The 21,766-nt window shown below is 66.6% G+C and carries 16 protein-coding genes and 4 tRNA genes; 10 read left to right on the top strand and 10 right to left on the bottom strand.

The features are described 5' to 3' along the window. From AC1DQP_RS03535 to AC1DQP_RS03510, 6 genes are all read right to left on the bottom strand, one after another. On the bottom strand, nt 1–2,766 hold a 2,766-nt coding region (locus tag AC1DQP_RS03535; RefSeq protein WP_478051110.1), incomplete at its 3' end, for a TonB-dependent receptor plug domain-containing protein. 445 nt (nt 2,767–3,211) lie between these two features. After that, nucleotides 3,212–4,738 (bottom strand): exopolyphosphatase, encoded by a 1,527-nt coding sequence (ppx, locus tag AC1DQP_RS03530; protein WP_457318576.1) that lies wholly within the window; start codon nt 4,736–4,738, stop codon nt 3,212–3,214. A 247-nt stretch (nt 4,739–4,985) separates the two neighbouring features. Next, the gene (gene ppk1, locus AC1DQP_RS03525; protein ID WP_256776266.1) at nt 4,986–7,067 is read right to left on the bottom strand and encodes a polyphosphate kinase 1; all 2,082 of its coding nucleotides are present in this window, start codon (nt 7,065–7,067) and stop codon (nt 4,986–4,988) included. Further along, a complete protein-coding gene (gene phoR, locus AC1DQP_RS03520; protein WP_256776267.1) occupies nt 7,064–8,404 on the bottom strand; it encodes a phosphate regulon sensor histidine kinase PhoR in 1,341 nt (446 codons plus the stop codon). Before phoR ends, ppk1 begins: the two co-directional genes overlap by 4 nt. A 98-nt stretch (nt 8,405–8,502) precedes the next feature. Further along, nucleotides 8,503–9,192: a phosphate regulon transcriptional regulator PhoB gene (gene phoB, locus AC1DQP_RS03515; protein ID WP_068849561.1), complete on the bottom strand. Its 690-nt coding sequence runs from the start codon at nt 9,190–9,192 to the stop codon at nt 8,503–8,505. 134 nt (nt 9,193–9,326) lie between these two features. Then, nucleotides 9,327–10,967 (bottom strand): M48 family metalloprotease, encoded by a 1,641-nt coding sequence (locus tag AC1DQP_RS03510; RefSeq protein WP_457318575.1) that lies wholly within the window; start codon nt 10,965–10,967, stop codon nt 9,327–9,329. Nucleotides 10,968–11,120: 153 nt separating this feature from the next. Between AC1DQP_RS03510 and grxC the strand changes: the two genes are divergently transcribed. From grxC to AC1DQP_RS03485, 5 genes are all read left to right on the top strand, one after another. Further along, nucleotides 11,121–11,420, top strand: coding sequence for a glutaredoxin 3 (grxC, locus tag AC1DQP_RS03505; protein ID WP_256776269.1), 300 nt, complete (start codon nt 11,121–11,123; stop codon nt 11,418–11,420). Next, a complete protein-coding gene (locus tag AC1DQP_RS03500) occupies nt 11,417–11,809 on the top strand; it encodes a carboxymuconolactone decarboxylase family protein (RefSeq protein WP_256776270.1) in 393 nt (130 codons plus the stop codon). The genes grxC and AC1DQP_RS03500 overlap by 4 nt, the downstream gene beginning before the upstream one ends. Nucleotides 11,810–12,081: 272 nt before the next feature. Continuing rightward, on the top strand, nt 12,082–13,089 hold the full coding sequence (locus tag AC1DQP_RS03495) for an isocitrate dehydrogenase (RefSeq protein WP_256776272.1): 1,008 nt from the start codon (nt 12,082–12,084) through the stop codon (nt 13,087–13,089). A 176-nt stretch (nt 13,090–13,265) separates the two neighbouring features. Then, complete coding sequence (locus AC1DQP_RS03490; RefSeq protein WP_457318574.1) at nt 13,266–14,009, top strand: cysteine hydrolase family protein; 744 nt, start codon at nt 13,266–13,268, stop codon at nt 14,007–14,009. Between the two features lie 53 nt (nt 14,010–14,062). After that, the gene (locus AC1DQP_RS03485) at nt 14,063–14,992 is read left to right on the top strand and encodes a LysR family transcriptional regulator (protein ID WP_478051109.1); all 930 of its coding nucleotides are present in this window, start codon (nt 14,063–14,065) and stop codon (nt 14,990–14,992) included. A 46-nt stretch (nt 14,993–15,038) separates the two neighbouring features. Here AC1DQP_RS03485 and AC1DQP_RS03480 read toward each other — a convergent pair whose 3' ends face one another. Continuing rightward, nucleotides 15,039–15,797 (bottom strand): Bax inhibitor-1/YccA family protein, encoded by a 759-nt coding sequence (locus AC1DQP_RS03480; protein ID WP_478051108.1) that lies wholly within the window; start codon nt 15,795–15,797, stop codon nt 15,039–15,041. Between the two features lie 175 nt (nt 15,798–15,972). Here AC1DQP_RS03480 and AC1DQP_RS03475 point away from each other — a divergent pair. From AC1DQP_RS03475 to AC1DQP_RS03455, 5 genes are all read left to right on the top strand, one after another. Further along, nucleotides 15,973–16,049, top strand: a tRNA-Pro gene (locus AC1DQP_RS03475). 42 nt (nt 16,050–16,091) lie between these two features. Then, a tRNA-Arg gene (locus AC1DQP_RS03470) sits at nt 16,092–16,168 on the top strand. 35 nt (nt 16,169–16,203) lie between these two features. Beyond that, a tRNA-His gene (locus AC1DQP_RS03465) sits at nt 16,204–16,280 on the top strand. 80 nt (nt 16,281–16,360) lie between these two features. Beyond that, nucleotides 16,361–16,436 (top strand) — tRNA-Lys (locus AC1DQP_RS03460). 97 nt (nt 16,437–16,533) lie between these two features. Further along, a protein-coding gene (locus tag AC1DQP_RS03455) for an IS3 family transposase (protein ID WP_457322166.1) occupies nt 16,534–17,768 on the top strand; the annotation gives its coding sequence in 2 pieces (ribosomal slippage) (nt 16,534–16,885 and nt 16,885–17,768; 1,236 coding nt in all). 239 nt (nt 17,769–18,007) lie between these two features. On the opposite strand, the gene bfr is transcribed toward AC1DQP_RS03455, so the two are convergent. The 3 genes from bfr to asnB form a co-directional block, all read right to left on the bottom strand. Further along, nucleotides 18,008–18,496 carry a bacterioferritin gene (bfr, locus tag AC1DQP_RS03450; RefSeq protein WP_256777386.1) on the bottom strand — a complete coding sequence of 163 codons (489 nt, stop codon included), beginning with the start codon at nt 18,494–18,496 and terminating at the stop codon, nt 18,008–18,010. 166 nt (nt 18,497–18,662) lie between these two features. Next, nucleotides 18,663–20,063 carry a cation:proton antiporter gene (locus tag AC1DQP_RS03445; protein WP_457321380.1) on the bottom strand — a complete coding sequence of 467 codons (1,401 nt, stop codon included), beginning with the start codon at nt 20,061–20,063 and terminating at the stop codon, nt 18,663–18,665. Nucleotides 20,064–20,136: 73 nt separating this feature from the next. Further along, on the bottom strand, nt 20,137–21,766 hold a 1,630-nt coding region (gene asnB / locus AC1DQP_RS03440; RefSeq protein ID WP_478051107.1), incomplete at its 5' end, for an asparagine synthase B.

Below are 21,766 nucleotides of genomic sequence, written 5' to 3'. Positions count from 1 at the left end.
CAACTGCACGTCGTGGAAGGTCACCGAACCACGCTCGTTGTAGTTGCGCGTACCGGAGTACCACGGCGCACGCACGCCCGGATCGGAGCACTCATCCGGATGCGCGGTTGCGTTCAGGCACTGCTCCTTGACGCCAGAGTAGTAACGCGCGGTCCAGCTGATGCCGAAGTTGCCCATGTCCCAACCCAGGGTCAGGTTGGAGCGCACGCGGAAGCCGCTGGTGGCGTTGGTGGAGATCCCGTTGGTCGGGGTCGGCACGACGCTGGTGTCGTTGGTGGAACGGTAGATGTTGGAGCTGACGTAGGTGGTCGACCAGTTGGTGCTGAACTTGCCCATCGCGTCGGTGTCCAGACGGTAGGTCAGCTCCATGTCGTAACCTTCGGTTTCCAGGAAACCGGCGTTGCGATTGCCGTAGTTCAGCTTGTTGACGATGCCCAGCGCCGGGTCACGGGTGAACTGTGCGCAACGCGAATCGATGCCCTGCTCGTAGCAGTCGATCAGGATCTGGTTCGGGCTGTCGGCAACGATGGTGTTGTCGATGCGGATCTTCCACCAGTCCAGCGACACGTTGAAGTTGCTGATGAAGCTCGGGCTCCACACCACGCCGAGCGTTTTGCTCTTGGAGGTTTCCGGCTGCAGCAGCGGATTGGAGCCATTGGTGAACGGCACCGGGGTCTGGTCGGTGCTGCTGGTGATCGGCACGTTGCCTTGCTTCAGCTGACGGTAGGTGTCGGCATTGGCGATGTCGCGGGCGCAGCGGGCGCGCACGGCGGCGCTGGTACGCGACGGACCGTAGACGGTATCGCAGGGATCGGCATAGCCGGTGGTGAAGGTTTCAGAGCCGCCGCCGTACAGGTCGGCGATGGTCGGGGCGCGGAAGCCTTCGGCCCAGGTGCCGCGGACCAGGATCTGGTCGATCGGACGCCACTTGAAGCCGAACTTGCTGTTGAGCGTGTTGCCGAAGGTGTCGTAGTCCGAGAAGCGCGTCGCCGCGTTCAAGGTCAGTTCCTTGGCACCCGGCAGGTCGGCCAGGACCGGCACGTTGAACTCGACGTACGCTTCCTTGACCTTGTAGCTGCCGCCGGTCGGGCCGGAAGCCAGGTTGGTGGTCGCGCCGGTCTGGGCCAGCGCATCGGGGATGAACTCACCGGTTTCCTTGCGGTTTTCCAGGCCGAACGCAAAGCCCAGGTCGCCGGCCGGCAGCGTCACGATGGAGCCGGCGATGGTGGCGAAGAAGTTCTTGCCGACGGTCTTGCCGGTGGAGTCTTCCGCCGGCATCAGGTAGTCGATCAGCGCCTGGTTGCCGGTCAGACCGTACGGGTCGGTCACGCCTGCGGCGATCAGCGGGTTCCACACCATGCAGTTGGCGATCGGGGCGGCAGCGCTGCCGCACTCGACCTTGCCGGTGGCGGCGTTGAAGTACGACGGGCCGACCGCGTTCTTCACGCGTTCCTTGTGCAGGTTGCCGGTGGCGTGCTGGCGCAGTTCGTTCTTGTTGTACTGGTAGCCCACTTCCCAATCGAAGTAGCGCTCGCCGATGTTGAACGAACCATCGAAGGCGGCCACGGCGCGGTAGGTCTTGAGCGAGCTGTCGCTGACGCGCGGCACTTCCCAGGTGCGGTGGTTCCAGGCCACGGCGGTCGGGGTGGCGTAGCCGTTCTTGCGACCGAACGGGTTGAAGTAGCTGTCGATCGACATCGGGCCGATGCCGGCCGTGGACGACTGCAGCGGGTAGCCGGCGATCTGGCGGCTGGAGTCACGCTTGTTGTAGCCCAGCTGGGTGCTGAAGCGGATGTCGTCGGTGATGTTCAGGCGACCATCGACGAACAGCGAATCCCGCTTCAGCGGGTAGTTCAGGTGCATCTGCTCGTTGGTGTTGCTGACATCGCCGTCGGGAGCATTGGCGTTGGTCAGGTGGTAGTTGGCCGGGCTGAGCGGGTTGGCACCCCGGTTGAGCGAGTAGCTGCAGGCGGCGGTGCCGGTGCAGCCCGGGCCACGCAGGCCGGTGATCTGGCCGTACTGGCTGACGGTCGTCCACGCTTCGGTCGGGTGACGGTCGGTGTTGCCGTAGGCACTGAAGCCACGGTCCTTGGCCCACACGGCCTTTTCTTCGGTGTGCTCGGCCGAGAGGGTGATCGAGCCACGGTCGTTGGCCCAGCCGGCGACCACGTCGAAGCGGTCGCGCGCGCCGTCGCCCTGGCTGTACTGGCCGTGGTAGACGTTGGCGGTCACGCCGGTGACATCATGGCGGGTGATGATGTTGACCACACCGGCCATCGCGTCCGAACCGTAGATGGCCGACGCGCCGTCCTTCAGTACTTCCACGCGTTCCACTGCCGACACCGGCAGGCTCGACACGTCCTGGTAGCCGGAGGTGCTGATGCCCAGGCGCTTGCCGTTGATCAGCACCAGGGTGCGCTGCGCGCCCAGGTTGCGCATGTCGATGTAGGTGCCGCCCGCGTTCTCGCCGGCGCTCAGGACGTTGGCGCGGCTGATCGCCGGGCTGCCCATGGCGGTGACGTTCTGCAGGATGTCGGCCACCGAGCTGAAGCCCTGGCGTTCGATGTCCGTACGGGTGATGGCCAGCACCGGCTGGGCATTTTCCACGTCAACCTGGCGGATGCGCGAACCGGTGATCTCGATGCGGTCCAGATTGGTAGCGGTCGGCGCGTCCTGTGCCATCGCCGGCGCGGCCATCAGGCCTGCGGTGCCGGCGATCAGGGCACAGCGGATCGCGTGCCCCAATACGTTGGTGCGTGAATTCATGTGGTCTCTCTCTCGTTCGGAACTGACTCAAAAAGAGGTGGCGGGCCCAAGTCCCCGCCGCCTCAAAAATCCGACCCTGTTCAGGCCGGTTCTTGATCATAGTCTCGGTAGTTAAGGTCCTGTAAAGCAAAAGTGAAAAATTTTTCACGATAGCTTTCCGGTGAGAGCAAAAATTCAGCAAAAGCAATAGCTTGGGAATATGCCCACACATGCGATGCATGTCGATGTGTATCTGAATGTATCCACATGTTGCGAAGCAACATGGTTTTGGCGCGGATATGGCCGCGCCGGGCGCGGGGCGGACACGCAAACGGTCACGGTGAGACATCAACCGGTCAGCCGGACGGCCGGGGCCGGATCGACCGCGCGCGCCCGACAACGGGTCGGTCAGGCTGTCTTGTGGCGCGGTGGCCGCGCGACCGGGACGGACGCGCGGGGGAAGGCGTCAGGCCACGAACGGCCGGAACTGCACGCCCAGCCCGGCCATGCCTTCGGCTTCCCCGATCAGGTCCGCGCGCAGCAGTGGACGGGCATCGATGAAGGCCTGGGGCAGGATCAGCGACAACCGGCTGTCCTCGGCGGTCAGTTCCAGCGCCGGCATCGGGGTGTCTTCATGGGCGCGGTTGAGCAGCACCGCCAGCCGCAGCAGTGCGGTCATGCGGCGCGCCGGCTGCAGCAGGCGTTCGGGCAGGGCATCGAAGGCCGACTTGGAGATGTTGCGGCGATGGCTGCGCACCAGCGCGGCCAGCAGCTGCTGTTCCTGGCGCGAGAAGCCGGCGATGTCCGAGTTCTCCAGCACGTAGCTGCCATGCACGTGATAACCGCTGTGCGCGATCATCAGGCCCAGCTCGTGCAGGCGCGCGGCCCAGCCGAGCATGCGCGCATCGTCGGGGTCCAGCGCCCAGCTGTCCTCGACCTGGCCAAGCAGGTTCATCGCGGTGCGCTCGACCCGGTCGGCCTGCGTGGTGTCGATACCGTAGCGCAGGGTCAGCGCGGCCACCGATTCATCGCGCAGGTCGTTCTCGCTGGCGCGGCCGAGGATGTCGTACAGGATGCCTTCGCGCATGGCGGCCTTGCTGACCAGCAGCTTCTGCAGGCCCAGCGCCTGGAAGGCGGCCTCGAGCACCAGGATGCCGCCGGCGATGATCGGGCGGCGATCAGCCGAGAGGCCGGGCAGGTCGATGTCTTCGATGCGCTTGGCCTTGAGCAGCTCATCGCGCAGCTGTGGCAGCGCCTCGGCGGTAATCGCGCCCTTGCTCAGCTTCATGGTCGCGCAGATTTCGCTGATCGCCTTGTGCGTGCCCGAGGAGCCCAGCGCTTCCTGCCAGCCCAGGGAACGGTATTTGGTGGCGAACTGCTGGAACTCGGCGCCGATCTCGGTCAGCGCGTCCTTCCAGCGCTTGCGGCTGAGCTTGCCGCCCGGGAAGAAACGCCGCGTGCTGGCGATGCAGCCGGCCTGCAGGCTTTCGCGCTCCAAGGTCTGCATGCCCTGGCCGATGATGAACTCGGTCGAGCCACCGCCGATGTCGATCACCAACCGGCGCTGGTCGGGCTTGGGCGGCTGCGCATGCGCGACGCCAAGATAGATCAGGCGCGCCTCTTCGCGGCCGCTGACCACTTCAATGGCATGCCCGAGCGCGGTTTCGGCCGGCATGAGGAAGGCATGTGGCGAACGCAGCTGGCGCACCGTGTTGGTGGCCAGCGCACGCACCCGTGCCGGCGGGATCGCGCGGATGCGCTGGCCGAACCGCGCCAGGCATTCCAGCGCGCGCTGGCGGGCCTCGGCGGACAGGCCGCCCTTGCCATCCAGGCCGTCGGCCATGCGCACGGTCTCGCGCAGGCGGTCGACCACCCGCAGCTGCCCAAGCGTGTAACGCGCGATGACCATGTGGAAACTGTTGGAACCCAGGTCGATGGCGGCGAGCAGATCGCCATCCTGCAGGGCGGGCGGAGTCGTGGAGGTATGCGGCATGGTCGAATGTTAGCCGATGGGTGGGGCGCGAAGTCACCGCGCGGCCTTCACATGGGCTGCGACGTGGGGTCGCAGCGGTTCATGACGCTGGCGATCAACGGCCATCACTACCGCCATGCATCTGCGGGCATGGCCCCCTGAGTCAGGGGGCGCACCAACCGGCGCGGGCTGTGGGTGGTGGCAAGAGGGCCCAGCGGCCTGCGTAGCAAGCCGTGGGGCCGCAGCGCGCACGCGATGACGCGTACACCTACAGACCCTGCATCAACGTCATCTGGGCCGAGTGCGGCGGCTCGTCGTGGCCCGGGGTGCACTTGGCGTACTCGCCGTTGGCCTGCAGTTCCCAGGCATTGAGGTTGTCGTCCAGGTAGTTCTGCAGCACATCGCGGTACACCTTTCGCGCCAGCTCCGGGTCCAGGATCGGGAAGCAGGTCTCCACCCGCCGCAGGAGGTTGCGTTCCAGCCAGTCGGCGCTGGCGCAGTACAGCTCGGCGGCGCCATCGTTGCCGAACCAGTAGACCCGGCTGTGTTCGAGGAAGCGGCCAACGATCGAGCGCACGCGGATGTTGTCCGACACCCCCGGCACGCCCGGGCGCAGCGTGCAGGCGCCGCGCACGATCAGGTCGATCTGCACACCGGCCTGCGAGGCGGCGTACAGCGCGCGGATCATCTGCGGTTCGTTGAGGGCGTTCATTTTGGCGATGATCCGGCCCGGGCGACCACTGGCGGCCAGCCGGGTTTCGCGATCGATGCGCTGCAGCAGGCCCGGGTGCAGGGTGAACGGCGATTGCAGCAGGCGCTTGAGCTTGGTCCGCGGCGCCAGCCCGGACAACTGCTGGAACAGCAGGTGCACGTCGTTGCCGATATCCGGATCGGCGGTGATCAGGCTCAGGTCGGTGTACGCGCGCGCGGTGCCGCTGTGGTAATTGCCGGTGCCCAGGTGCACGTAGCGGCGCAGCTTGCGGCCTTCGCGGCGCACGATCAGCAGCATCTTGGCGTGGGTCTTGTAGCCGACCACGCCGTACACCACCTGCACGCCGGCTTCCTGCAGGCGATCGGCCAGGCCCAGGTTGGCTTCCTCGTCGAAGCGCGCGCGCAGCTCGACCACCACGGTCACGTCCTTGCCGTTGCGCGCGGCCTGGATCAGCGCATCGACGATCTGCGAATCCTTGCCGGTGCGGTACAGCGTCTGCTTGATCGCCAGCGCGTTGGGATCCACCGCGGCCTGCTTGATCAGGTCCAGCACCGGGGTGAATGCATCGAAGGGATGGTGCAGCAGCACGTCCTTGCGCGACACCACGTCGAAGATGCCGTCGCCATCGCGCAGCACGCGCGGGTTGAGCGTGGGGTATTTCAGTTCTGGGCGGGCCAGCAGGTCGTACAGCTGGATCACGCGGTTGAGGTTGACCGGGCCGTCGATGCGGTAGACCGCGTTCTCGGTCAGGCCGAAGTTCTGCAGCAGCGTGCGCACGATGTCGCGCGGGCAGTCCTGGGCGATCTCCAGGCGCACCGCCGGCCGGTAGCCGCGGTCGACCAGCTCGTCGCGCAGCGCCAGTGCCAGGTTCTCCACTTCTTCCTCGTCCACCACCAGCTCGGAGTTGCGGGTGACGCGGAACTGGTAGGCCCCCTGGACTTCCATGCCCGGAAACAGCTCATCGACGAAGGTGGAGAGCACCGAGGACAGGAACACATAGGTCTGCGGGCCGCCGAGTTTTTCCGGCAGCTGAATGATGCGCGGCAGCGAACGCGGCGCGCGCACGATCGCCAGGTGGCCGGCGCGCCCGAACGCGTCGGTGCCCTTGAGCACCACCACAATGTTCAGCGACTTGTTGAGGATCTTCGGGAACGGATGCGACGGGTCCAGGCCGAGCGGCGACAGCACCGGCATGATCTCGTTGCGGAAGAACGCGCGCAGCCAGCGCTTCTGACGATGGTTCCAGGAGTGGCGCCCGAGCACGTCGATGCCGGCCTCGTGCAGCGCCGGGCGCAGCGTCTCGTTCCAGCAGCGGTACTGCTGGTCCACCAGTTGCGCGGCGCGGTCGTGGATCGAGTTGAGGATCGCCTGCGGGGTCATCCCGTCCGGTGCCGGTGGCAGGCCGAACTCCTGCGCGTGGCGCACGGCGGCGGCGCGGATCTCGAAGAACTCGTCCAGGTTGGTGCAGGAGATGCACATGAAGCGCAGGCGCTCCAGCAGCGGCACCTGCGTATCCATGGCCTGGGCCAGCACGCGGAAGTTGAAGTCCAGCTGCGACAGTTCGCGGTTGATGTACAGCGCCGGGTCGCGCAGCGGATCGTTGTCCACCGGCACGGCGATCGGGACGAGGGTGCTCATGCGGAGAAGTCTTCTGCAGAAGGAAGGGAGGCCGTTTCGGTGCGTGCACGCACCTGGTCGGCGTCGAAGTGGCACGAGAACACGCTGCCCTTGCCGACCTCGCTCTGGATCTCCAGGCGCGCGTGGTGCAGGCCCAGGATGTGCTTGACGATCGACAGGCCCAGGCCGGTGCCGCCGCTTTCGCGCGATCGGCTGCTCGATACGCGGTAGAAACGTTCGGTCAGGCGCGGCAGGTGGGTGGCGGGAATGCCGTAGCCGGTGTCGCGCACCGACAGCACCGCGCCCTGGCCTTCGCGCGCCAGTTCCACCTCGATGCGGCCACCGGCCGGGGTATAGCGCACCGCGTTGGTGACCAGGTTGGAGAACGCACTGTGCAGTTCCTTGTTGGAGCCCTGCAGGTCGATACCGGCGTTGTCGACCACGCTGATCTGGTGGCGGCCCTGGCTGTGCGCCTCGGCCTCGCGGCGCAGCGTGGCCAGCATCGGCGCCATCGCCACCGCTTCTTCCTCGGTGTGTTCCTGCGATTCCAGCCGCGACAGGGTCAGCAGGTCTTCAACCAACTGGGCCATGCGCTGGGACTGCTTGCGCATTTCTTCCAGCATCGGGCCGGTGCCGGGGAAGTCTTCCGGCTCCATCATGTCCAGGTAGCCGTGCACCACTGTCAGCGGCGTGCGCAGCTCGTGGGAGACGTTGGCCACGAAGTCGCGGCGCACTTGTTCCAGGCGCAGCAGCTTGCTTACGTCCCGGGCGATCAGCAGCCAGTAATCGGGCGAATAGGGGATCAGGCGCAGGTTGAGGCGGATGGCCGGATCGACCGGCGAGGGCACATCCAGGATCGGCTCGGCATTGCGTCCGCCAGCCAGCCAGTGGGCCAGCGGCATCGGCTGCAGGCGCTGCACCAGCGCCTCGCCCAGATCGCCGGGGTGGTGCAGGCCGAGCAGCGAGGTGGCCGCTTCGTTGAACCACTGCACGCGCTGGCTGTTGCGGTCCACCACCACCACCGCATCGGGCAGCGCGGCGGCGGCGGCGCGGTAGCTGCGCAGCATGTCCAGCAGGCGTCGCTTGCGCGTGCGCATTTCCCATTGGTTGCGGTACAGCAGCCGGTCCAGCTCGTTCCACACGCCGGTGCCGTCCCCCATGTCCCAGCGATGCCGGGCGGTCAGCCCGCGCAGCACCCGGCGCAGCCGCCAGTAGTGCCAGGCCAGCGCGCCGATGGAGGCCAGTGCGATGCACATCCATACATGTCCGACCACCAGGCCCAGCACGCCGGCCGCGAGCAGCAGGGCGGCGAGGGTGGCCAGCGTTTTCAACCAGGCAGAGCGGATGTGGCGGGGCATTGCGGTCTCGCAGAAGGTGCGGTCCTCGGACGCGATCCAAGGTTATAGCAGGAGTGGCCGGCACCGGGCGCAATGGCCAGGCACCGGCCCGACGAGACTCAGGTCGAGGTCGAGAACCGGTAACCGGCGCCGCGCACGGTCTGCACCATGTTTTCCGCGCCGAACGGTTCCAGGGTCTTGCGCAGGCGACGGATGTGCACGTCGATGGTGCGCTCTTCCACGTACACGCTGCCGCCCCACACATGGTCCAGCAGCTGCGCGCGGGTGTAGACACGCTCGGGGTGGGTCATGAAGAAGTGCAGCAGGCGGTATTCGGTCGGACCGATCGGCACCGGCTGGTCACCGGCGAAGACGCGGTGGGCGGCGCCGTCGATGCGGATGGAACCCACCGCGACGCTGCCGTCTTCGTCATCGTCGCGGGCGCGGCGCATCACCGCTCGGATGCGGGCCAGCAGCTCGCGGGCCGAGAACGGCTTGACCACGTAGTCGTCGACACCGGCTTCCAGGCCGCCGACGCGATCATTCTCTTCGCCGCGCGCGGTGAGCATGATGATCGGCACCTCGCGGGTGAGGGCTTCCTTGCGCCAGCGTCGGGCCAGGTCCAGCCCACTGGTGCCGGGCAGCATCCAGTCCAGCAGGATCAGGTCCGGGACGCGGTCTGCGATCGCCGTCTGCGCCTCGCGGGCATCGCCGGCATGGATCGGGTCGTAGTCGCCCTTGCGCAGGGCGAAGGCGACCATTTCGCGGATCGCGGGTTCGTCATCGACGATCAGAATGCGTTTCTGCACGTGGCACCGTATTGCTTATCAGACCGGGATTGAGCCCAGTAGACTACGGTTTCATGACATGTTTGTGACGGCCCTGGCCCACACTGCCTGCAACTGCCATGGCGCCGTCATCTGCCGCCGGGGCGCCAGCGGGCTCAGCGCCGCTCCAGCTCGGGGTCGCGGATGCCCTGGCGGCGCATTTCCAGCACGGTCGGGGTGATGCTCTCGATGCGCGCATCGACCCGGGCACGGCCCACGTAGTCCAGTGCCGGCTGCTTCTTCAGCGCCTGGAGCTGCATCAGCGCCTGTTCCGGGCGACCGTTCAGGAACGCCGCTTCGGCGTAGGCCTCGCTGGCGCGCACCGTATCGCCGGCCAGTTCGCTGGCGCGGGCGTAGCGCAGCTGGAACACCGGATCATTGCCGCTTTGCGACAGCAACGGGCGCAGCATCGCCTGGGCCCGCTGGCCGGCCTCGCGGCCCCCCTGTTCGTTGAGGATCTCCGCGTACGTCAGCGCCACCGGACGGCTGCCCGGGTGTTGGCGCAGCAGCGTCTCAAAGCGCGTATTGGCCTGGTTCGGCTGGCCCGAACGCGATTCGGCCTCGCCCAGCGCCAGCGCTACCCACAGGTTGTCGGGGTGGTCGCGCAGCAGCTCGGTCAGGTCGCGCCGGGCCTCGCCGGCGCCGCTGTTGCGCAGCCGCGCAAGGGCCAGGCCATAGCGCTGCGGTTGGGTCAGCCCCTGCTTTTGCGCGCGCTGCAGGTTTTCGTATTCACGCACCACATCGCCGGGGGTATCGGCGCTGAGCACGCGCAAGCGCTCGCGTGCCCATTCGAACTGGCCGGTGGCGCCGCGGCTGAGGCTGTTGACCGAGATCTGCATCGAGGCCGGCAGCATTGGATTGTTGCCGCGCACGATCGGATCGGACAACGCCGGATCGGCCGGGTTCACCCGCTCCTGGCGGACTCCGCCGGGCACCTCGGTGGTGAGCAGCACGGTGTCCTTCTTCATCTGCTCGGCGCGGGCCTTGGCCTCGCTGATGCGGGTGGTGGTGACCGGGTGGGTCTGCAGGAAGTCCGGTACCGAGTAGCCGCCGGCATTGCCGCGCATCGAGGCGGACATGCGTTCGAAGAAGCCGGCCATCGCATCCACGTCGTAGCCGCTGCGGGCCAGGGTGCGGATGCCCAGGCGGTCAGCCTCGGATTCGTTGCTGCGGGTGTAGTTGATCTGGCGCTGCTGCATCAGCCCCATGCCGGAGGTGATCGCGGCCATGGTCGCATCGCCCGAGGAATTGCCGCCGGCCTGCTGCGCGGCGACCACCGCCGCCAGCATGCCCAGCAGGATCGGGATCTGGTCGCGCTGGGCCCGTTCCACCCCGCGCAGCACGTGCTGTTGGGTGACATGGGCGATTTCGTGGGACAGCACCGCCGCCACCTCGTCCTCACGCTCGGCGGTCAGCACCAGGCCGGCGTTGACCCCCACGTACCCGCCCAGGGTGGCGAAGGCGTTGATCTGGCGGTCCTTGAGCATGAAAAACGTGTACGACTGGCGCGGCTGGGCGCTGTTGGAGCCGAGCCGGGCGCCCATGGTCTGCAGCCAGTCGTCCACCAGCGGGTCGTCCAGCAGGTAGCCGTAGTTGCGCAGCTCGCGCAGCATCATCCCGCCGTATTCGGCCTGGCGGGCCGGGGTCAGCAGTTCACCGGCCGAGGAGCCGATGTCGGGCAGCTTGGACTCCTGCGCGGACACCAACGGCGCGGCCAGGGCGAGAGTCAGCGCGGCGGAGAGCAGCAGAGGGCGCAATCGAAGCTCCAGGACGGGCGGGGCAGGGGACCAGGCGGCAGCGTGACAGGCGCCATGCAAATCTGCGGTTAATCCACAGTGTTGCGGTGATGACGTGGAAAATCCAGCAGCCAGCTACCATGTACAGACACTCGTTTGTCCGTGGAGTTTCCCGTGAGCCAAGATGTTGCGTCCAACCCGGGTGGGGCCCCTGCCATCACCATCTATTCGACCGCGGTCTGCCCCTACTGCGTGGCTGCCAAGAACTTCCTCAAGAGCAAGGGTCGCGACTGGACCGAAGTGCGGATCGACCTGGATCCGGTCGAGCGCGAGAAGATGATGGCCAAGACCCGCCGCACCAGCGTGCCGCAGATCTTCGTCGGTGACGTCCATGTGGGCGGCTACGACGACATGATGGCCCTGCATCGCGCCGGCAAGCTGGAGCCGCTGCTGGCCGGGCAGGGCCCGGCATGAGCGCGGCCGACGACGGCAGCAAGGATCGCATCGCCGAATTCACCGAATTCCGCCAGCGCATGAACCAGCGCATCCTCGGCGAGCCCAACCAGGTCGTGCGGCGGTTCTTCGCGCTCGACACCCAGACCTACCAGGCTGGCGCGCTCGATGTGAAGACCAAGGAGCTGCTGGGCCTGGTCGCCTCGATGGTGCTGCGCTGCGATGACTGCATCAGCTACCACGTCGCCCAGTGCAAGGACGCCGGGGTCACCCGCGAAGAGTTCTTCGAGACCTTCTCGGTCGGCCTGGTGGTCGGCGGCTCGATCGTGATCCCGCACCTGCGCCGCGCCGTCGATTTCCTCGACCAGCTCGAAGGCGGCGCGGACGCCCCGGCCGTTCACGAACACTGAGGTCCAGGGCCGCCGTGCGGCCCGCCCCGGGTGACGCCGGCGACGCGCCGGCGGGTTTTCGTTCATGTTCGACAAGGTGTGCCCACCGACCGACGGTCGGTGGCTACCGTGGGGTGGGACCGCCTTGTTGCCGGCCAGCGGACGTCACTACCACCAATGGCGGATTTGGGTCCGTTGGGCGGGTCAGGCATAATTGCCGATGAAACTTCCCTTGCGCCCGTGCTCCGCGTAGCTGACGGACGGCGCTCCCCCTCGGTTCGGACTACACATCAATGACGCAGAAAATCACGGTCATCCGCGGCGACGGCATCGGCCCGGAGATCATGGACGCTACCCTGTTCGTGCTCGGCAAGCTGGACACCGGCTTTGAATACGAAGACGCCGACGCAGGCCTGGTCGCGCTGGAAAAGCACGGCGACCTGATGCCGGCCTCCACGCTGGAATCGATCGCGCGCAACAAGATCGCCCTGAAGAGCCCGCTGACCACCCCGGTCGGTGGCGGCTTCACCTCGATCAACGTCAGCCTGCGTCGTCATTTCGACCTGTATGCCAACGTGCGTCCGGCGGTGTCCTTCCCGAACACCAAGTCGCGCTTTGGCGACGGCGTGGACCTGATCACCGTGCGTGAGAACACCGAAGGCGCCTACCTGGCCGAAGGCCAGGAAGTGTCGGCCGATGGCGAGACCGCGTTCTCGGGCACCCGTATCACCCGCAAGGGCTCCGAGCGCATCGTGCGCTACGCCTTCGAGCTGGCCCGCAGCACCGGCCGCAAGAAGGTCACCGCCGTGCACAAGGCCAACATCATCAAGTCGACCTCGGGCCTGTTCCTGGCCGTGGCGCGCGAAGTGGCGGCCAAGTACCCGGAAATCGAGTTCCAGGAAATGATCGTCGACAACTGCTGCATGCAGTTGGTGATGCGTCCGGAACAGTTCGACATCATCGTGACCACCAACCTGTTCGGCGACATCATTTCCGACCTGTGCGCCGGTCTGGTCGGTGGCCTGGGCCTGGCCCCGGGCGCCAACATCGGTGAGAACGCGGCCATCTTCGAAGCCGTGCACGGCACCGCGCCGGACATCGCCGGGCAGGGCAAGGCCAATCCGTGCGCGCTGCTGCTGGCAGCCGCGCAGATGCTGGACCATGTCGGCCAGACCGACAACGCCGAGCGCCTGCGCAAGGCCATCGTGGCCACGCTGGAAGCCAAGGACTCGCTGACCGGCGACCTGGGCGGCACCGGCAACACCATGGGCTTCGCCCAGGCCATCGCCAGCCGCCTGTAAGCGGTCCGGCGACACTGGTGAATCCACAGCGGGGCGCCTTCGGGCGCCCCGTTGCGTTGGCGTGCCTGGAACGTTATCTGTGCAGTTCCCGCACAGATGGCGTGCAGGAAGATGGCTGGTGGGCGCACAGGTCGGCGCGCATCCTGTGCCCACCTTCCACGCACAGGAGCACTCCCATGAACCTCACCACCTTTGGCCTGGCCAGTCTGATCGGCATGGCCGCCATCGCCCCGGCGGTTGCCGCCGAACCGAGCCATCCCACCATCCGCCAGCTGGCCGGTGCGCCCAGCGCTACCGCGCTGGATGCCGCAAAAACCGCGGTGCTGGTGATCGACTTCCAGAACGAGTATTTCGACGCCAGTGCCGCCCCGGGCTTTGCCGGCGGCCGCATGGTCATTCCCGATGGCGTGGCCGCGCTGGCCCAGGCCCGTCGTGTGGTCGACTTCGCCGATGCCAACGGCATCCGCGTCATCCACGTGCAGCATGTGCTGCCGGCCGGCGCGCCGCTGTTCGCTCAGGGCAGCGTCAATGTGGCCTTCCACCGCGACATGCAGCCGCGCAGCGGCGAAACCGTGATCCAGAAGGACAACGTGAGCGTGTTCGCCGGCGCCTCGGCCGCCGCGCTGGACAAGGTGCTCCAGGACGCCGGTATCGACACCTTGATCGTCACCGGCCTGCAGACCCATGCCTGCGTGGTGGGCGCCGCCCGTGACGCGGCCGCGGCCCCGCGCGGCTATCGGGTGATCGTGTCCTCCGACGCCAGCGCCAGCCGCGACCTCGACCTGGCCGGCGGCAAGCGCATCGGCCACCGCGCGCTGCACGAAGCGTCGCTGGCACAGATCGACGACGCGTTCGGCGATGTCATGGCCACCGAGGCGATCCTGGCGCTGCCGGTGCGCAAGTCGAGCGACGGCGCTTGATAAGCTGGCAGGGCCCGCATCCGGCGGGCCCTGCCAACCGGAGCTGCCTGCCGATGGATCACTTCGCCGCCCTGCGTGCGCTGCGCGCGATCGTCGACGCCGGCAGTTTCACCGCTGCCGCCGAGCGGCAGGGCACCACCCACTCGGCCATGTCGCGGCAACTGCGGCAACTGGAAGAGCACCTGCAGGTCCGGTTGCTCGACCGCAACAGCCGACGGCTGTCGCTGACAGAGGCCGGCCGCGATTACTACCGCGAGGCCGTGGCGCTGCTGGAGCGGCTGGACCAGGCCGATGACCGTGCCCGTGCAGGGCAGGCCACGCCCAGCGGACGGCTGCGGATCACCGTGCCGCAGGTGGTGGCCAGCCAGGAGTTGCCGTACTGGCTGCCGGGGTTCCTTGCACGCTATCCGCAGGTGGCGCTGGACCTTTCCGCCGACGACCAGTTGGTCGACGTGGTCGGCGGTGGATTCGACCTGGCGCTGCGCATCGCCGCAACGCTGCCGGACAGCCAATTGGTTGCCCGTGAACTGGCCAGCTGCCCGCGCATCCTGGTCGCCGCGCCGGCCTACCTTGCCACCCATGGCCTGCCGCGGCAGGCCGCTGACCTGGACAAACACGCGCTGCTGGCCTTCAGCCCGGCCGGTACCGCTGCGCGTTGGGAACTGCAGGGGCCGCGCGGGGCCAGCGCCAGCGTCGAGGCCGGCCAGCGACTGCACGTGGATGCCACCCCGGCGCTGTATGCCGCCGTGCTGGCGGGCATGGGCATCAGCCTGTTCACCGCGTTGACCGTGCAGGAGGATCTGCGCACCGGTCGCCTGATCCGCGTGCTGCCCGGCTGGCACGCCGGACAGCGCCGCTACTTCGCGCTGTATCCGCATGCGCGTGCGCTTGCCCCGAAGGTGCGCGCGCTGGTGGATTACCTGGCCGCGCATTACGCCGGGCAGACGGGCGGGGCGGGCTCGGCGGCTGGCGAGCGCGCATGAAAAAGGGCGCCCGGGGGCGCCCTCTTGAAGGTGCGGATCGAGCGGCTCAGCGCTGCTGGATCTTCGACAGCAGGCGCAGGAATTCCACGTACAGCCACACCAGCGTGACCATCAGGCCGAACGCGCCGTACCACTCCATGTACTTGGGTGCGCGGGCTTCGGCGCCGTTCTCGATGAAGTCGAAATCCAGCACCAGGTTCAGCGCGGCCACCACCACCACGAACAGGCTGAAGGCGATGCCCATCCAGCCGCCCTGGTGGATCATCGGCACATTGATGTTGAAGAAGCTCAGCACGAACGAAGCCAGGTACAGCAGCGCGATGCCGCCCGTGGCCGCGACCACGCCCAGCTTGAAGTTCTCGGTGACCTTGATCAGGCCGCTGCGGTACACCGCCAGCATGACGAACATCGTGCCGAAGGTCAGCATCACCGCCTGCATCACAATGCCCGGGAACTTGGCGTTGAACACCGCCGAGATCGCGCCCAGGAACAGGCCTTCGACCAGCGCGTACATCGGCGCGGTGACCGGCGACCATTCCTTCTTGAAGATGGTCACCAGTGCCAGCACCAGGCCGCCGATCGCACCGGCCACGGTGTACAGCATTGCCCCGCCGGTCGGCAGGCCAGCGGCATCCACCGACTGACTCCAGGCGAAGGCTGCGGTAAGCACGGTCAACAGGAGCAGCAGGCCGGTCTTGTTGACGGTGCCGTTGATGGTCATTGCCTGGTCGGGCGAGGTCACTACCGAGCCGCTGGCAAGATCCAGGAACGTCGATTCGGAAAGTGCGGGATTGCCGCTGCGCATTGCCAATCTCCTTGAAGGGGTAGGGTTCCGGCCATCCGACCGCTGCGGCGAGCATAGCCGATACGCAGCGGTCGGGACGCGACGTGTACGACAACGTGAAATAAGCGTTGACAGATGCTGCGCAGATTCCCACAATAGCCGACTCTTTCGGGGGGAACCTCGAGGGATTTACCACCGGGGTATAGCGCAGTCTGGTAGCGCGCCTGCTTTGGGAGCAGGATGTCGGGGGTTCGAATCCCTCTACCCCGACCAAGCCTGCTCAAAACAGGATTGAAATGCGATAATCCAGCCAGGGCGCCCGTAGCTCAACTGGATAGAGCACCGGCCTTCTAAGCCGGCGGTTACAGGTTCGATTCCTGTCGGGCGCACCATCGGGTGCATGCGTCAGGAAGCAAAGTTTTCAGTGGTGGCTGTAGCTCAGTTGGTTAGAGTTCCGGATTGTGATTCCGGTGGTCGGGGGTTCGAGTCCCCTCAGCCACCCCACTGATTCAAACTGGTTCACCGAAAGTGAATCAGAGTTGCAAAAGGCAGCACACACGCTACAATGTGCGCCTGAGTTTTCAGGGCTGTTAGCTCAGTTGGTAGAGCAGTTGACTCTTAATCAATAGGTCCAAGGTTCGAATCCTTGACAGCCCACCAAGACRRAAGCCRCCTGGTCATCCAGGYGGCTTTTTTCTTGCCCGTGACCCGTCCTGAATTGGGTTGACACCTTTTCCCACAGGAAGAGGAATGTTCAATGGATTCAACACTCAGGCGCAGCCAGCGGGATTACTCGCTGGCCTTCAAATTGTCGGTGGTCGACCAGGTCGAGCGCGGGGAACTGACCTACAAAAAGGCCCAGGAGCGATACGGGATCCAAGGACGGAGCACTGTGCTTGGCTGGCTTCGCCGCCATGGTCGGCAGGATTGGTCAGGTGGTGCATCATCTGCCCCCATGACCACTTCACCCAAAAGCGCGGCGGCCAAGCCGCTGACGCCGGAACAGCAGATCAAGGCTTTGCAGGTGCAACTGCGGGAGGCCAACGAGAAAGCGCAGCTTTTCGAAGCCATCGTCGAGGTCCTCAAAGAGGACTACGGGGTACGCATCGTAAAAAAGCCTTCCGGCAAGTCCTCACGCAAGGGCGCCTCCAAGGCGTAAGCGTGGCAAGGGCTTGCCGACATTTCGGCATCAGTCGGCAGGCGTACTACCAAGGTGGCCATCGCCAGCAACGGCAGTTGGCCGAGCGCGCACGGGCGATCGCTTTAGTGGGGGGTTATCGGGCGCGTCAGCCACGCATCGGCACTCGCAAGCTGCACGGTCTGATCAGGCCGGCACTGCAGGCATCAGGGATCGCGATGGGGCGGGACCGCCTGTTTGGCGTCCTTCGTGATGCTCGGCTCCTGGTTCCGATGCGGCGGGCATATCACAAGACCACCGACAGCCATCACCGCTTCCGACGGCACCCCAACCTGCTCAAGGCTGGCGAGGGGCGCGTGGTACCCACCGGTAGCGAACAGGTTTGGGTAGCCGACATTACCTATCTGCCGACGCAAGGAAAGTTCGTGTACTTGAGCCTGATTACCGATGCGTGGTCACGCAAGATCGTTGGCTGGAGCGTGCACGACACCCTGCAGACCGAGCAGGTCGCTCAGGCGTTGCAGATGGCGCTGAAAGGACGAAAAACGCGCCAACGTCTGGTCCACCATTCCGACCGAGGCATCCAATACTGCTCGGACTATTACCAGAAGATCCACACCACGCACGGTGTGACCTGCTCGATGACCGACGGCTACGATTGCTACCAGAATGCGCTGGCAGAACGGGTAAATGGGATCTTGAAAGGCGAATTCCTGCTGCATCGCCCTCGGGACCTGGCGCAGGCACGGCAGATGGTGGCCGAGTCGGTGGCGATCTATAACGCCGAGCGACCGCACCTGTCCCTTAAAATGCAGACGCCCGATGCAGTCCATCGGGCGTCCTTGGCCGCCTGACGGCGGCTGAATCATCCGCCACAGGTGTCAACCTATGGCAGGACGGGTCATTGAACGTCGGCTGGCTGGCGGATGCTGGCGGGCGGACGCGGGGTTGATGCGGCGTGCTGGCGAAGGCTGGCTGGCGCGCGGTGGAACCAAGGCGTCGGTAGTGCCGGCCGTTGGCCGGCTCCCCGCGATGCCCGAACGGATACGCCGGGACCCGCGATGTGCGCAGCACATCGTGGGGCTGAAGCGCGTCAGTGCGCCGCCGTTCCCTTGGCATCCATCTTGCTGGTCTGGTACAGCGCCAGGCCGATGCGCTTGATCAGGCCCAGCTGCTGTTCCAGCCACCAGGCGTGGTCTTCCTCGGTGTCCTTGAGCTGCACCAGCAGCATGTCGCGGCTCACGTAATCCTGGTGCTGCTCGCACAGCTTCATGCCGGCGGCCAGGTTGTCGCGCACGCTGTATTCGGTGTCCAGATCCTTCTGCAGCATTTCTTCCACGGTCACACCGGGCTCGAACGCATGCGGTCGCATGTCCGGGGTGCCGCCCAGGAACAGGATCCGGCGCAGCAGCGCATCGGCGTGCTGGGTCTCTTCTTCCATCTCGTGGTTCAGGCGTTCGTACAGCGCGAACAGGCCCTGGTCCTCGTAGCGGCGCGAATGGATGAAGTACTGGTCACGCGCAGCCAATTCGCCGCGCAGCAGTTCCTTCAAACACGCGATGACGTCCGGATTGCCTTTCATGGGGGAGCTTCCTGGTGGATCGATGGCCGCCATGGTGCCGCATCCGGAAATCCAATGATCTAATCGGAATCAGTTGCAGTTGCGCGCCTCCCGGCCTCTACATCGCCCGCACAGGCCTTCAACCGAGGGCGCACCGTGGTGGACAGCAGCCGACCCACGGTCGGCGCTACGTCGTGGCACCGGCCCTGCCCCTCCCGCGCTCCATCCAGTTCAACAGCGGGCCGGTCATGGCCGTGGTCACCAGCGCCATGATCACCAGCACCGCGAACAAGCGGTCGCCGAGGAAGCCCAGCTCGTAGCCCAGGTTGAGCACGATCAGCTCCATCAAACCGCGGGTGTTCATCAGCGCACCCAGCTTCCACGCTTCGTGGTTGTCCATGCCGGCACCGCGGGCCGCGCTCCAGGTGCCGATCAGCTTACCCAGCGTGGCCACTCCGATCACCGCCAGGCACAGCAGCAGATCGCTGGCCTGCAATGCATCGGCGCGCATGCGCAGGCCGGTCATGGCGAAGAACAACGGCAACAGCAGGGTCACTGCGAACGGCTCGACCTTGGTCGCCACGGTGTGTCGCAACGTCGCATTGCCCGAGACCGCCACACCGGCGGCGAACGCGCCGAACAGCGCGTGGATGCCCAGCATTTCGGTCACCAGCGCGCAGCCCAGTGCCATCAGCAGCATCACCAGCAGCCAGCGCCCTTCCTGGCCGGGGGCGATCACCTGCCGCGAGAACCATGGCCGTACCACCGCCAGCATCACGCCGACAAACGCCACCACGCAGACCAGGTTGATCGTCGCCGGCCCCCACCCCTGCGCCTGTGCGGCGGCCACGATCAGCGCCAGCAGGCACCACGCGGTGGCATCGCCCAGCGCAGCGCAGGCGATCGCGGTCTGCCCGAGCGGCGTGCTGGTCATGCCGCGGTCGGCCAGGATCCGCAGCAGCACCGGGAAGGCGGTGATGCTCAATGAAATGCCGACAAACAAGGCAAAGCCGGTGAAGCCGACCCCGCTCGGTGCGTGCGCGCGGTACAACCAGATCGCCAGCCCGACACCAAGCACGAACGGCACCGCAATGCCGGCATGGCTGACCACGAAGGCGAAGCGACGACGCCCGCGCAGCCCGCCCAGGTCCAGTTCGGCCCCGGCCACCAGCAGGAACATCAGCACGCCCAACTGACTGAGCAGGCCCAGCGACCCCAGCGACGCGGGCGGGAACAGCGCGCCATGCAGCTGCGGCAACAACGCCCCCAGCACCAACGGCCCCATCATCAGGCCGGCGGCCATTTCCCCGATTACGCCCGGCTGGCCGAACCGCCGGAACAGCCACCCGGCGCCCTTGGCCACCAGCAGCAGCGTCAGCAGTTGCATCAGGAACAGACCCAGCGGCGCGTGCAGGTGGGCGGCCCAGTCGGTGCCCAGCGACGACTCGGCGCGGGCCGCCTGCACGGCAACGTTCGGGCCGGCGTAGCGTGCCAGCGCGAGGCCAACCAGCAGTGGCAGCGCCACCCAGCCCAGGTAACGCCACGCCAGCCCGCTGCGGCGCATGCCGCCGGTGGTATCTGCTTCCATTACCGATCCCCATCGATTGAGGGGCGATTCTACCGCTGCACGGCGCGGCTGCGCCGTGCAGCGCATGCGCCGATCAGGCCAGCGCCTGCTCGTGCACGCCGGCCACCGCACGGCCGGAGGGGTCGGCCATGCTGGCAAAGCTGGCATCCCAGGCAATCGCCGCTGGCGACGAGCACGCGATCGACTTGCCCCCCGGCACCGTTTCGGCCGCGGCCTGGGTCGGGAAGTACTGCTCGAAGACGTGGCGGTAGTAGTACGCCTCCTTGGTCTGCGGCGGGTTGTGCACGAACCGCTTGTCGGCCGCGGCCATCACCCGGTCGCTGATCTGCGCGTCGGCATGCGCCTTGAGCCCGTCGATCCAGCCATAGCCGACGCCATCGCTGAACTGCTCTTTCTGCCGCCACAGGATCGAATCGGGCAGATAGCCTTCAAAGGCTTCGCGCAGCACCGCCTTTTCGATGCGACGTGCGCCCTGCGGCCCCTGCCCGACCATCTTGTGGCGCGCGTCGATGCGCATGGCCACGTCGAGGAACTCGCGGTCCAGGAACGGCACGCGCGGCTCCACGCCCCAGGCCATCATCGACTTGTTGGCACGCAGGCAATCGTAGTTGTTGAGTGCGTCGAGCTTGCGCACCAGTTCCTCATGGAACTCGCGTGCGTTGGGCGCCTTGTGGAAGTACAGGTAGCCGCCGAATATCTCGTCGCTGCCCTCGCCGGACAGCACCATCTTCACGCCCATCGCCTTGATCCGCCGCGCCAGCAGGAACATCGGGGTGGAGGCGCGGATGGTGGTGACGTCGTAGGTTTCCACGTGGCGGATCACCTCGGGCAATGCGTCCAGGCCTTCTTCGAAGGTGTACTCGAAGCCATGGTGCACCGTGCCCAGCGCTTCGGCGGCGATCGCTGCGGCGGCCAGGTCCGGTGAGCCTTTGAGGCCGATGGCGAAGGAGTGCAGACGCGGCCACCACGCCTCGCTTTTATCACCGTCCTCGACGCGATGGCGCGCGTAGCGTGCGGCCACCGCGGCCACCAGCGAGGAGTCCAGGCCGCCGGACAGCAATACGCCATAGGGCACGTCGGTCATCAACTGGCGGTGCACGGCGCGCTCGAAGGCCTCGCGCAGCGCAGCAAGGTCGGCCTCGACACCTTCGACCGCATCGTAGTCGCGCCAGGGCCGCTCGTAGTAGCGGGTCAACGTGCCGGTGGCGCTGTCGTACCAGTGGCCAGGCGGGAACTGCGCCGCATCGGCGCAGATATCCACCAGCGACTTCAGCTCGGAGGCCACCACCAGGCGGCCGTCCTTGTCATGACCCCAGTACAGCGGCACCACACCGATCGGATCGCGCGCGATCAGCACGCGCTGCTGGTCGCGGTCCCACAGCGCGAAGGCGAAGATGCCGTTGAGGCGGTTGAGGAACGCGGCCGGGCTGTCCTGCCGGTACAGCGCGTTGATCACCTCGCAGTCCGAACCGGTCTGGAACGCATAGGGCTGGGCCAGTTCGGCCTTCAGTTCGCGGTGGTTGTAGATCTCGCCGTTGACCGCCAGCGCCAGCCCGCCGTCCTCGGACAGCAGCGGCTGCGAACCGCCGGCCGGGTCGACGATGGCCAGCCGTTCGTGGACCAGGATGGCGCCGGCATCGACGTACACCCCGCTCCCCGTTCGTGGACCAGGATGGCGCCGGCATCGACGTACACCCCGCTCC

It is taken from the genome of Stenotrophomonas sp. P5_A8 (assembly GCF_056400545.1).
This window is presented reverse-complemented; position numbering and strand designations above follow the sequence as displayed.